The following is a 12,116-nucleotide window of genomic DNA, read 5'->3' as shown; positions in this document are numbered from 1 at the left end:
TGCTGTTGCTTCGGCCGTTGCCGTTGCCTCTGCGGGTGCAGGGCGCAGCCCTGCCGAACCCCTTCAAATGTCTGTGGGAGCCAGTCCGTACTGCTCGGCGAAGCGCTTGCTGAAACTCGCCGCAGACCGGTAGCCCGCGCGTGCTGCGACGGTCTTCAATGGCAGGTCCGTGGTGTAGAGCAGCTGCATGCCATGCGCCAGCCGGGCCTCGGTAAGCAGCTGGCGCAGGCTGGTGTCCTCGGCGGCGAGACGACGACGCAGGGTCGCACCGCTCAGCGCGAACTGTTCTTCCACATCACGCGATTGCCAGTCGCGTGCCGGTTCGGCGGCGATGCGGTCGCGGATCTGTTCGCCCAGGCTCGGCGCCTGCGGCAGCAGCAGGTTGCCGTGGCCCTGCCGGCACAGGGTCAGCACCAGCGAAGCCAGCGCCAATCGTGCCTCGCTGTAGCGGCCGTCCTGCAGCGATTGCCGCCACTGGCGCAGCACCGGGCCATGGTCGATCAACGGCAGACGTGCCATCGCCTGGCCCGGCGCGGGAAGGTCCTCGCTCCACAGCGTGCGTGCGGCCGCCAGCACTTCGGCACACAGCGGCACGATGGCACTGAGGTAGCGGCCGGTCCCCGGGTCAGGCGTGTTGACCACATCGATCCGGCAGCGCTGGGTCAGCAGCAGGATGTCGCCGGGGATGAATTCCAGCGACTGGTGCGCGGTGCGCACCTGCTTGCGGCCCTCCAGCAGGATCGCGAACTGCGGTTGCGGAATCTCCACCGAGCTGGCGCCATGCTCGCGACGGGCGGTGATGCAGGCATAGCCTTCGGCGCGCTCACAGCCCGCCAGACTGGCCATCTCGGCCAGCAGTGCGGTGGCCGGGGGCAGCATGGCGGTCATGTCACGTGTGCGCCGAGCAGGCGACCGACGCCGGCGGCCGCGGCCATCGCCAACGCGCCCCAGAACATCACCCGGATCGCGCCGCGTACCGGCGGTGCGCCGCCGGCCTGGGCCGCCATCGCGCCGGTCAGGCACAGGCCGAGCAGGGTGCTGGCGGTGGTCATCATCGCGACCTTGTCGACCGGCGCGAGCAGCGCGGTCAGCACCGGCAGTGCCGCACCACAGGTGAAGGCGCCGGCCGAGGCCAGCGCTGCCTGCAGCGGGCGCGCGCGCAGGGTATCGGTGATGCCCAGCTCGTCGCGGGCGTGGGCGCCCAGTGCGTCGTGGGCGGTGAGCTGCTCGGCCACCTGCCGCGCCAGCGCCGGCTCCAGGCCGCGGTGGCGGTAGATCGCGGTCAGCTCTTCCAGCTCGCTGTGCGGATCTTCGTGCAGTTCGCGCTTTTCCATCGCCAGGTCGGCGTCTTCGGTGTCGGCCTGGGTCTGCACGGAGACATACTCTCCAGCAGCCATCGACATCGCGCCGGCCACGGTGCCAGCCACGCCGGTGGCCAGAATGGTCGCCGCGGAGGCGCCGCTGGCGGCCACGCCGACCACCAGGCCGGCCACCGAGACGATGCCATCGTTGGCCCCCAGCACGGCGGCACGCAGCCAGCCGACGCGCTCGGAGCGGTGCAGTTCGGGGTGTCGTGAATGGCGGCTCATGGCCCCGAGTGTACGAGGGTCAAGAGGGCGTCGGTAGGATGCTGAAAACCGTCTCCGTCGCATGACGCAACGGGTCGCCACGCTATAGTGCGCCCTTGCGATGGAAGGCCCCGGGCCCCACATCCCCCGCCACTGTCCAGCGAGCCTTCCCCTTGTCGAGCCCCAGCCACGTCGCCGATACACCCATTACCGACCGCTCGCAGCTGGTGGAGGTGATCGCCTCCGGCGAGAAACCCCGCGCGCAGTGGCGCATCGGCACCGAGCACGAGAAGTTCGGGTTCCGCCTGGATGACCTGCGCCCGCCGGCCTTTGAAGGCGAGCGCGGCATCGAAGCGCTGCTCAACGGCCTGGTCCGCTTCGGCTGGGAGCCGGTGCAGGAGAATGGCAACACCATCGCCCTGCTGCGCGATGGTGCCTCGGTGACGCTGGAACCTGCCGGTCAGTTGGAACTGTCCGGAGCGGCGCTGGAGACCATCCACCAGACCTGCGTGGAGACCGGCACCCATCTCAACGAAGTGGCACAGGTGGCCGGTGAGCTGCAGCTCGGCTTCCTCGGCATGGGCTTCCAGCCGAAATGGAAGCGCGATGAAATGCCGTGGATGCCGAAGGGCCGCTACAAGATCATGCGCGCCTACATGCCCAAGGTCGGCTCGCTGGGCCTGGACATGATGACCCGCACCTGCACGGTGCAGGTGAACCTGGACTACGCCACCGAAGCGGACATGGTGAAGAAGTTCCGCGTGTCGCTGGCGCTGCAGCCGATCGCCACCGCGCTGTTCGCCGATTCGCCGTTCACCGAAGGCAAGCCCAACGGCTACCTGAGCTACCGCTCGCATATCTGGACCGACACCGACGCCGACCGCACCGGCATGCTCGACTTCGTGTTCGAGGATGGCTTCGGTTACGAGCGCTATGTCGATTACCTGCTCGACGTGCCGATGTATTTCTCCTACCGCGATGGCATCTACCACGACGCCAGCGGGCAGAGCTTCCGCGATTTCATGCAGGCCAAGCTGCCGGTGCTACCGGGCGCGCTGCCGACGCTGCGCGACTGGTCGGACCACATGACCACCGCGTTCCCGGAAGTGCGCCTGAAGAAGTACCTGGAAATGCGCGGTGCCGACGGTGGCCCGTGGAGCCGCCTGTGTGCGCTGCCGGCATTCTGGGTGGGCCTGTTGTACGACGACACCGCACTGGATGCGGCCTGGGACCTGGTACGTGATTTCACCCTGGCCGAGCGCCATGCACTGCGCGACGGCGTGCCGAAGCATGCGATGAACCTGCCGTTCCGCACTGGCAGCGTGCGCGACCTGGCCCGTGAAGCGGTGAAGATTTCCGTCGAAGGCCTCAAGCGCCGCGCGGCGCGCAATGCCGACGGCCAGGACGAGAGCAAGTTCCTGGACGTGCTGCAGGAGATCGTCGAGTCCGGCCTGACCCCGGCCGAACGCAAGCTGGCGCTGTTCCATGGCCGCTGGCACGGCGACGTCGATCCGGTGTTCCGCGAGTTCGCGTACTGACACTGTTCCGGCGGGTGCCAACCGGGGCCGGCACCTGCCGTTGCGTCACCACCCGCGCGCTGCGAACAGGCGCGCGTAGATGCCGCGAACCACATCCTGCTTGCTGCGGTTGTAGGCCTGCACGTTGGCATTGCCCTGCAGTGCTGCCTGCTTGGCCTGTGCATAGCGCCTGCGGTCATCTTCATGGCTGCGCAGCCAATCGCGGAACAAGCAGTGGCGGAGGTGCTCGGCGCAACCAGGTGCGAACACGTGCAGGTTCACGCGCGGCACGTCCAGTCGCAGCATGCGGTGCTGGTACCACGAGGGTTCGCGGATGGTAAGCACGTAGCCCAGTGCCTGCAGCGCTGGCAGCCAGGCCGCTTCGTCGGCGGGATCGGCAACCAGCAGGTCGATGTCCAGTACCGGTTTGGCCGGCAGGCCCGGCACCGCGGTGGAGCCGACATGTTCAATGCCCAGCGCGGTGTTGCCGAGTGTCGCCTGCAGCTGCGTGCGCTGCTGCTCGAACTGGTCGGCCCACAGCGTGGACCAGGGCACCACCTGCAGCGCTTCCGGCTGCGGCGCGCCGAGAACCCAGGGATTCTCCTCAGGGTCGCCATCGGCGAAGGTGGTGATTGCGGTGGGATCGAGCGGGATATCGGACATGCCCATCATGGTGCCATGCCCGGCGGTGATGTCAGCCCGGCTTGCCGTCGCGCCGTGGGCACAGGTAGATCCAGCCGAGCCGCGCCACCCACGGTGCCAAGGCCAGCAACCAGCCGATGGCTGCGGCGAAATGCCACGCATGGGCGTCGGGCATCAGTTCGGCAGCGATGCGCATGATCGCCACCGCCTGCAGCGCGACGAACGCAAACCAGGCCACTGCCGGCATCACCAGCGGTCGGCCGGAATGGCCCTGGGTGACCCGGGTCACCATCGCCACCAGCAGGCTGCCGAACAGGCCCACGGCGAGGGCATGCAGCGGCGCGCGGCCGAGCAGTTGCGGATGGCCCAGCATCTGGCCGATGTCCTGCAGCAGATACAACGCGAAGCTGATCGGCAGCCACGCCAGTGCAAGGAACAGGGCCGCGAGCAGGCCCGGCATCGGCCCGCGTGGCCACCAGTGCCATAGCGCCTGCAGCGACAACATCAGCAGCGGCGCATCGGCCAGCCACAGCAGGTGGTCGACCTGCAACGCGCTCAACAGCAGGCGCAGCATCAGCAGCGCCCACATCGCAGCCAACCAGCGCAGCGGGCGCCACGCCACATAGCCATCCACCACGTTGTTGGCGAAGAACGGGATCATCCGGTGCGCGACGGTGAGGTAGACCGGTAGCAGCAGGCCGAAGGTGCCGAGTGCCACCGTGACTGGCATCAGCGTGGCGTGGCCGCGCCCCACCGCCATGAACAGCAGCAGCCCCAGCCAGCCCAGCAGCAGTGCGGCATAGCAGGCGCGCGCATGCCAGTTGCGGTTGGGACCGGCGGCCTTGAGCACGCGTCCCAGCACGATCAGTCCGGCGCTCCACCCGGCCAGTGCCAGCAGCAGGCCGGGCCACAGTCCGGGTGTCCACCCGCAGGCGGCGGCAATCAGCAACGCCTGCCCACCAAACAGGCCGATGCCGACCGGCGCATAACGGCTGCGTGGCAGCTCCGGCTGTGCCATCCAGCGCGGGAACACGGTGAGCAGGAAGCCGAAGATGAAACTGGGCAGTACCAGGTACTGCATCAGCAGCGCGTGCAGCCAGGCCGGAGGCAGCGGCGGTGGCTGCGGCCTCCACAACCCGCGCAATGCGCCCAGCCACAACGCCCACCACAGCATTGCCAGCAGCAGGTTGCTGGCGCCGATGAAGAACAGCAGCCGGTGCGGCGCGCGCATCAGCATCGCAGGGGAGGGCAGGCGGGCCATGCAGCGAGTCTGCGCCCGGCTGGTGGCCGGGTCCTTGATCTTCGTCATGCCCAAGGAGGGGAGGCAACCGCTTCGCTCGCCGGGCATGGCCCGGCGGACGGGCCGTGCAACGCAAACAAGAAACCCCGGCAGTGCCGGGGTTCTTCGTTCACAGTCGCCGATCGATCAGGCGGCGTTCTTCATCGTCGCCATGTCGATCACGAAGCGGTAGCGCACATCGTTCTTCGCCATGCGCTCCCAGGCTTCGTTGACGTTCTTGATGTCGATCATCTCGACATCGCTGACGATGCCGTGCTCGGCGCAGAAATCCATCATTTCCTGGGTTTCGGCCATGCCGCCGATCGCCGAGCCGGTCAGGTGCTTGCGGCCGAAGATCACGCTGCCGCCGGTCAGCGGCGGATCCAGTTCGGTCAGCACGCCGACCAGGCACATGGTGGCCTCGCGCTTGAGCAGGCCCATGTACGGGTTGGTGTCATGGCCAACCGGAATAGTGTTGAGCAGGAAGTCGAAGCTGCCGGCGTGCGCCTTCATCTGCGCGGCATCGCGCGAGACCAGCACTTCATCGGCGCCCAGGCGCTTGGCATCGGCACCCTTTTCCGGCGTGGTGGTGATCATCACCACGTGCGCGCCGAGGGCCTTGGCGAACTTCACGCCCATGTGGCCGAGGCCACCGAGGCCGATCACGCCGACCTTCTGGCCCGGGCCGACCTTCCAGTGGCGCAGCGGCGACCAGGTGGTGATGCCGGCGCACAGCAGCGGGGCGGCGGCCTTCAGGTCCAGCGTTTCGGACACCTTCACCACGAAGCGCTGTTCGACCACCACGTGGTCGGAATAGCCGCCGTAGGTCGGCGCGCCGCTTTCGCGTTCACGGCCGTTGTAGGTCCAGGTCGCGCCTTCGGCGCAGTACTGCTCCAGGTCGTGCTCGCAGGCGTCGCAGTGGCGGCACGAGTCGACCATGCAGCCCACGCCGGCGTGGTCGCCCACCTTGAAGCGGGTGACGTTGCTGCCGACCTCGGTGACGCGGCCGATGATCTCGTGGCCCGGCACCATCGGGTAGATCGAGCCACCCCAGTCGTCGCGGGCCTGGTGCAGGTCGGAATGGCAGATGCCGCTGTAGAGGATCTCGATACGTACATCGTCCGGGCCGACCGCGCGGCGTTCGAACTCGTAGGGGATCAGCGGGTCGGTATGTGAATGGGCGGCGTAACCACGGGCGAGGGACATGGGGAATCCTTGGCAGGGTTTGTCGAAAGGCGCTTTACAATACGCCCCGTACCCAGCGGCAAAAAGCCCGGATATCGGCATGATTCATCAAGTGAAACTGCACAATCATGGCCACTGACAATCTCTCCCACCTGGCCGCGTTCGCCGCAGTCGCCCGCCACCGCAGCTTCCGCCGTGCCGGCGCCGAGCTGGCGCTGTCGACCTCGGCGGTGAGCTATGCGATCCGCGCGCTTGAAGAACGGTTGGGGGTGGGCCTGTTTCATCGCACCACCCGCAGCGTGGCCCTGACCGAGGCCGGGCAGCGCCTGCTGGAGCGCCTGCAGCCGGCCTTGGGGCAGGTGCACGATGCGTTGGAGGAGATGAACCAGTTCCGTGCTGTCCCGGCTGGCCTGCTGCGCATCAATGCCACCCGTGCGGCGGTGGCGACACAGCTGGGACCACGGTTGGCGCGCTTCCTGCACGCCCATCCCGACGTGCGGGTGGAGCTGACCGAGAACGACGGCCTGGTCGACATCGTCGCCGAGGGCTACGACGCCGGCGTGCGCCTGCACGAGTTCGTACCCGAGGACATGGTGGCAGTGCCGATGGGGCCACCACTGCGCGGGCTGATTGTCGGCTCGCCGGAGTATCTGCGGCGGCATCCTGCGCCACAGCATCCGCGCGATCTCGCTGCACACGAATGCATCCGCTTCCGCTTCGCCAGCGGGCATCTGTACAAGTGGCAGTTCGAGCGCGGTGGGCAGGCGCTGGAGATCGACGTGCCCGGACGGCTGACGCTGGGCGAGCAGGGCACCGTGGTCGGCGCGGTACTCGATGGCATCGGCCTGGCCTACGTGCTGGAAGACACCGCGCGGCCCTACATCGAATCGGGGCAGATGGTGGCGGTGCTGGAAGACTGGAGCGAGCCGTTCGCCGGCTTCGCGCTGTATTACCCGAAGCAGCGGCAGATGCCCGGTGCGCTGCGTGCGTTCGTGGATATGCTGCGCGAGTGAATCGCGGTGGATGGCGCAGTGCCGTCCAATGACCGGCTCCAACGAGAGCTTTCCGGGTAGATCCACGCCATGCGTGGATGGCGTTCACCCGCTAGAGTGAGTCTTCTCAACAAAAGGACGTCATTGAGCATGCTCGCCGATCTCGAACAGGCTTCCGGCCAGACCTTCCCGCCGTTGTTCCGCCAGCTGGTGGAAGGCAACCGTTTCAGCTGGGGCGAGCAGGGCCCGAACTGGTACCGCACGGTGTTCCCGCAGGTGCAGCCGCAGCCGCCGGTACTGCTGTATGCCAACGACTATGAACCGATCGAGCCGAGCAAACTGCGCGCAGCGTGGGAAGATCTGACTGCCGAAGATCATTACAACCCGCTGCGCGATGATCTGAAACTGCTGCCGTTCGCGCGCACCGGCGCGGGTGATCACTACTGTTTCTGGACCAATGCACCGGGTTCCAGCGAGTCGCCGGTGCTGCTGGTCTGGCATGACGATGATCGCGCCGATCTGCTGGCCGCGAACTTCCAGGACTTCCTGTTCCGCAAGATGGCCGAAGCGGTGGTGGAGCTGGAGGATGAGGATTCGCTGCTTTCGGAGGGCGATATCGGAACCAATCTGCAGGCTTGGCTCGGTACCCATCGTGGCTGGCTGCGAGGGGACCAGGTAGCGGCGCTGGAGGCGTTGTATGCACGCGTGGATGACATCACTGCGGGTGAGATCAGTGACGAGGACGTGCAGCCGCTGTTGCAGCTGATCGCGTTCGACGGTATCGACAGCGAAATGCCCTACGTGCAGGCGTGACCTGATCCGAAGCGCTGCCGGTAGAACCTCGCCATGCGTGGATGCGGCCGGCTACGGCACCTGCAGTACGGGTGCCAACAATTCCAGGCAATCATGCAGATGCACCTCTACCGGCGCATCCTCGGCCACCACACCGATCACGCGTTCGCGCAGCGGCTCGGCCACGGCCATCGCCAGGATCAGCCGTGCCATGCACGCGGCATCTCCCTCGCGCAGCAGCCCGCGCTGCTGCTGACGCGCCAGCCAGTCGGCCAGCAGCGCACGGCCGCGTTCGATGCCATTGTCCAGATAGGCCTGCAGCAGCGCGTCCTTGCCAGGAAAGCCGGTGGCCAGCAGGCGGAATACCTGCACTGCCTGCGCCGACAGTGCCTGCGCGCACACCGCGTGCAGGATGGCCTGCAGCAACGGCATCACCTCATCGGCGTCGTGCGCATCGCGCTGCAACTGCGGCGCGAAGCCGTCGGTCCACTCGCGCACGGCCAACCCGACCAGTTCCTCGCGGTTGCTGGCGTGGCGGTACACGGTCTTCTTCGCTACCCCGGCGTGCGTCGCCACCGCTTCGATGGTGGTGGCCTCGTAACCCTGTGCCAGCAGCAGCTCCAGCGTGGCCTGCAGCACGGCGTGGCGGACTTCGGCTTCCGGCCGCGCAGGGCGGCCGCGGCGGCGGATTGGTGAGGGTGGCTCGGGCAGGGTGGTGCTGTTCATTGCGCCCATCTTACCGCATTCGGATAATTGAGAAACGAAGAACGTTTCCGTATTGTCAGGTCTCCCGACATGCAGGAGACCCCGATGGATACCGCTGTGAACGCCCGCGCCTGGCTGGACCACCACGATCTGCTCGACCCCGCACCGATGCGCTTGGAAACCGGCATCCAGCGCCGCGAAGATGGCACCCTGCTGGTGGCGGTGCGTACCGATCTGCACGGTTGCAAGGGCCGCATGCTGGACTGGTGGTTTACGTTCTTTGAGACCACACAGCACATCCGCTGGTGGCATCCGGTCGATCATGTCGAGCATCGCGGCTGGGACGCGGCTTGGCAGCGCGGACGCAGCTACCACGGTGCCAGCATCCACGCGGTGGAATCGCTGGCCGACATCCCGCCGGTGGCGGCGCGCCTGAAGTTCCATGACCCGCGCACGTTGCTGGTGCCAGAGCGCCTGCAGGCGGCACAGGATGCAGGCGATGTATCGGCAGTGATCGCCGCGCGCATCGGCTTTGGCGACCACGTACGCCTGGATGCAAACGGTGATCCCTGCGACGGGCAGATGCTGCACGTGGCGCGCGATACGCCGTTTGGCTGTGTGCTGCGCAGCCGCTTCGTGCTCGGCCTGGACAGCACCGATCCGCACTGCGATGCCGGCGATGCGGTCGGCCTGGGCCTGCTCAAGCACTGCTACACGGAGTTCAGTTTCCTCTCGCGCCTGCTGCCGTCGCTGTACTACGGTGAGCGCGCCAACGGTGAAGCAGTGCCGTTGCCGTGGTGAACGGCGCACCGGTCATTCGACCAGCGCGTTGTAGCCTTCGCCGCTGAACTGGATCAGGCAGAAGCCATGCCCGAACGGATCGGCCAGCACGGCGATGCGGCCCCAGCGGCGCTCGCGCACAGGCTGTTCGAGCGTCGCCCCGGCCGCAACCGCACGTGCCAGTGCCGCCTCGATGTCATCCACCACCCAGTCCAGGTGCAGCGGCGTCCAATGGCGCTCGTAGTCGCGCACGTCGCCGTCTTCGGTGGCGGCGCTGCCGGCCTCGTTCTGCAGCAGGTACAGCGGCGTTGGCCCACCGAGCAGCTCCACGGCGCCTGGGCCTAGACGGCGCCCGATGCGCAGGCCGAAGACTCGGATGTAGAAGTCCTCGGCAGCGGCAAGATCGGGGACATCGAGGTTGACGATGAACGATGCGGTGGGCGTATCCATGGGCAGATCCGGTGGATGCGGGTGGGCAGTGTACGCCCGCATCCACGCAGGGCGTGGATCTACTGTGCGCGTGGGTAGTCGAGGTAGCCCGCTTCGCCGCCACCGTAGTAGCTGCTGCGGTCCGGAGTGGCCAGCGCGATGTCGCGCTGCAGGCGTTCGACCAGATCCGGATTGGCGATGAACGGCTGGCCGAACGCGGCCAGGTCGATGGTGCCGGCCTCGACCAGCTGCAGGGCGCGCTCGCGGGTCATGCCACCGGCCAGGATCACGTTGCCACCGTAGGCTTGCTTGAACTGCTGCAGGAACGCCTCGCCCAGCACCGACTGCCCCGCCTGCAGGTTGTCGTTGAGATGCACGTAGGCCAGCCCGCGCTTGCCCAGTTCCTCGGCCAGGTACAGATAGGTGGCCTCGTTGTCGGGGTAGTACGGCATGTCGAAGGTGAGGTTGTTCGGCGCCAGGCGCACGCCGATGCGGTGCGCGCCGATGCGCTCGGCCATCGCATCGACCGTCTCCAGGATCAACCGCGCACGGTTCGGCAATGAGCCGCCGTAGCGGTCCTCGCGTTCGTTGATGAGCGGGTTGAGGAACTGCTCGAACAGGTAGCCGTTGGCGGCATGCAGTTCGATGCCGTCGAAGCCGGCGGCAATGGCGTTGTCCGCCCCGCGTACGAAGTCGTCGATGATGCCGGGGATCTCCGCAGTCTCCAGTGCACGTGCCGGGGTGGGATCGGCATGGCCGCGGCTGCCGTCGTCCAGATAGACGAACGAGGTGTTCTTCGGTGCGCTGGCCACCGGGCGGGTACCGGCGCTGACCGGTTGCCCACCCCCGGGCTGCAGCGAGGCATGCGACATGCGGCCGACGTGCCAGAGCTGGGCGAAGATCGTGCCCTGCGCGGCATGCACCGCCTCGGTGACGAGCTTCCACCCGGCCACCTGCTCGGCCGACCAGATACCCGGCACGTCGATGTAGCCCTGGCCCTGCGGCGAGACCGGCGTGCCTTCGCTGATGATCAGGCCGGCGCTGGCACGCTGCCGGTAGTACTGCGCGGTGAGCTCATTGGCGACCGAGCCGGGGTTGCGGGCACGGGTCATCGGGGCCATCGCGATGCGGTTGCGCAGGGCGATGCCTGTCAGGTCGAACGGACGGAACAGGGCGGCGGTCATGTTGGTCATCTCGGTGCGGGGAAGAGCGCCAGCGGCGCGATGCACACAGGATGGAGTTGACATGCGGGCGCATAAAGCGCTTCGATCTCCCTTGGTGGGGGACTATTTGTCCCCAATGGGGTGCGAACGATGCTGCCGCTGGAATCCTTGAATGGCCTGGTGACGTTCGTCACGACCGCACGCTCGGGCAGCTTCACCGAGGCGGCAGACGCGCTGGGCATCTCGCGCTCGGCGGTGGGCAAGGCCATCGCCCGTCTGGAAGCGCGGCTGGGGGGGCGCCTGTTCCATCGCACTACGCGGCGCATCGCACTGACCACTGATGGCGAGGCGTACTACGCCTCCTGTGCGACGGCGCTGGAAGAAATCTCCGCGGCCGAGGCCTGTCTGGGTTCGGCGGGCCTGCCCAGCGGGCGGCTGCGCATTGACATGCCGTCCTCGTTCGGGCGGCTGGTGGTGCTGCCGGTGCTGCTGCGGTTGTGCCGGCAGTACCCGGACCTGCAGTTGACGATGACCTTCACCGATCACTTCGTCGATCCCGTCGAAGAGGGCATCGATCTGCTGATCCGTTTTGGTGGGCTGCACCATGCCGAGCATCTGGTCGCACGCCGGCTGGGGCGCCAGCGGCTGGTTACCTGCGCAGCGCCGGCGTACCTGCAGGCACATGGCGTGCCGCGCACGGTGGAGGAACTGACACAGCATCGCAGCATCGTCGGCTTCCGCCACGGGCAACCGGTGTGGTGGCGGATCGGTAGCGAGGATGACGAAGGGACATTCATCCCGAATGCGCCGTATCAACTCAATGACGGCGATGCGGTGATTGAAGCGGCCATCGCCGGCCTTGGCATCTGCCAGATGCCCATTTCACTGGTGCGCCGCCACCTGGAATCCGGCGTACTGCAATCGGTGCTGGACGAGCACATGCAGCGGCACATCGACATCCATGCGCTGTGGCCACCGACGCGCCACCTGCGGCCGAAGGTGCGCTACGTGGTGGATGAGCTGACCCGGTTGGCGGGTGAGGGCGTGTTTGACTGAGCTGGGTA

General features: G+C 67.2%; 13 protein-coding genes. 5 read left to right on the top strand and 8 right to left on the bottom strand.

Annotated features, from left to right (window positions below):
- Nucleotides 1-63: 63 nt before the first annotated feature.
- Nucleotides 64-888: a helix-turn-helix transcriptional regulator gene (locus R1L06_RS14585; protein WP_049400270.1), complete on the bottom strand. Its 825-nt coding sequence runs from the start codon at nt 886-888 to the stop codon at nt 64-66.
- Nucleotides 885-1,589: a VIT1/CCC1 transporter family protein gene (locus R1L06_RS14580; RefSeq protein WP_049421856.1), complete on the bottom strand. Its 705-nt coding sequence runs from the start codon at nt 1,587-1,589 to the stop codon at nt 885-887. Before R1L06_RS14580 ends, R1L06_RS14585 begins: the two co-directional genes overlap by 4 nt.
- Nucleotides 1,590-1,741: 152 nt before the next feature.
- Between R1L06_RS14580 and R1L06_RS14575 the strand changes: the two genes are divergently transcribed.
- Nucleotides 1,742-3,106: a glutamate--cysteine ligase gene (locus tag R1L06_RS14575; protein ID WP_317218060.1), complete on the top strand. Its 1,365-nt coding sequence runs from the start codon at nt 1,742-1,744 to the stop codon at nt 3,104-3,106.
- A 45-nt stretch (nt 3,107-3,151) separates the two neighbouring features.
- On the opposite strand, the gene R1L06_RS14570 is transcribed toward R1L06_RS14575, so the two are convergent.
- The 3 genes from R1L06_RS14570 to R1L06_RS14560 form a co-directional block, all read right to left on the bottom strand.
- On the bottom strand, nt 3,152-3,748 hold the full coding sequence (locus R1L06_RS14570) for a GrpB family protein (RefSeq protein ID WP_032972196.1): 597 nt from the start codon (nt 3,746-3,748) through the stop codon (nt 3,152-3,154).
- Between the two features lie 31 nt (nt 3,749-3,779).
- Complete coding sequence (locus R1L06_RS14565) at nt 3,780-5,036, bottom strand: NnrS family protein (protein ID WP_317218059.1); 1,257 nt, start codon at nt 5,034-5,036, stop codon at nt 3,780-3,782.
- 117 nt (nt 5,037-5,153) lie between these two features.
- The gene (locus tag R1L06_RS14560; RefSeq protein WP_032129891.1) at nt 5,154-6,212 is read right to left on the bottom strand and encodes an NAD(P)-dependent alcohol dehydrogenase; all 1,059 of its coding nucleotides are present in this window, start codon (nt 6,210-6,212) and stop codon (nt 5,154-5,156) included.
- Between the two features lie 107 nt (nt 6,213-6,319).
- On the opposite strand from R1L06_RS14560, the gene R1L06_RS14555 reads away from it, so the two are divergent.
- Complete coding sequence (locus R1L06_RS14555; protein ID WP_180845154.1) at nt 6,320-7,204, top strand: LysR family transcriptional regulator; 885 nt, start codon at nt 6,320-6,322, stop codon at nt 7,202-7,204.
- Between the two features lie 129 nt (nt 7,205-7,333).
- A complete protein-coding gene (locus R1L06_RS14550; protein WP_317218058.1) occupies nt 7,334-7,996 on the top strand; it encodes an SMI1/KNR4 family protein in 663 nt (220 codons plus the stop codon).
- A gap of 51 nt (nt 7,997-8,047) precedes the next feature.
- Here the strand turns inward: R1L06_RS14550 and R1L06_RS14545 are convergent, their stop codons facing one another.
- Nucleotides 8,048-8,710: a TetR/AcrR family transcriptional regulator gene (locus R1L06_RS14545; protein ID WP_317218057.1), complete on the bottom strand. Its 663-nt coding sequence runs from the start codon at nt 8,708-8,710 to the stop codon at nt 8,048-8,050.
- 75 nt (nt 8,711-8,785) lie between these two features.
- Between R1L06_RS14545 and R1L06_RS14540 the strand changes: the two genes are divergently transcribed.
- The gene (locus tag R1L06_RS14540) at nt 8,786-9,481 is read left to right on the top strand and encodes a DAPG hydrolase family protein (protein ID WP_049421839.1); all 696 of its coding nucleotides are present in this window, start codon (nt 8,786-8,788) and stop codon (nt 9,479-9,481) included.
- A 12-nt stretch (nt 9,482-9,493) separates the two neighbouring features.
- On the opposite strand, the gene R1L06_RS14535 is transcribed toward R1L06_RS14540, so the two are convergent.
- A complete protein-coding gene (locus tag R1L06_RS14535) occupies nt 9,494-9,910 on the bottom strand; it encodes a VOC family protein (protein WP_317218056.1) in 417 nt (138 codons plus the stop codon).
- Nucleotides 9,911-9,969: 59 nt separating this feature from the next.
- Nucleotides 9,970-11,073, bottom strand: coding sequence for an alkene reductase (locus tag R1L06_RS14530; protein WP_317218055.1), 1,104 nt, complete (start codon nt 11,071-11,073; stop codon nt 9,970-9,972).
- 129 nt (nt 11,074-11,202) lie between these two features.
- On the opposite strand from R1L06_RS14530, the gene R1L06_RS14525 reads away from it, so the two are divergent.
- Nucleotides 11,203-12,108 carry a LysR family transcriptional regulator gene (locus R1L06_RS14525; protein WP_317218054.1) on the top strand — a complete coding sequence of 302 codons (906 nt, stop codon included), beginning with the start codon at nt 11,203-11,205 and terminating at the stop codon, nt 12,106-12,108.
- The last annotated feature ends 8 nt before the right edge of the window (nt 12,109-12,116 follow it).

Origin of the sequence: Stenotrophomonas mexicanensis, assembly GCF_032911605.1 — a bacterium.
Classification (GTDB): Bacteria; Pseudomonadota; Gammaproteobacteria; order Xanthomonadales; family Xanthomonadaceae; genus Stenotrophomonas; species Stenotrophomonas maltophilia_A.
This window is presented reverse-complemented; position numbering and strand designations above follow the sequence as displayed.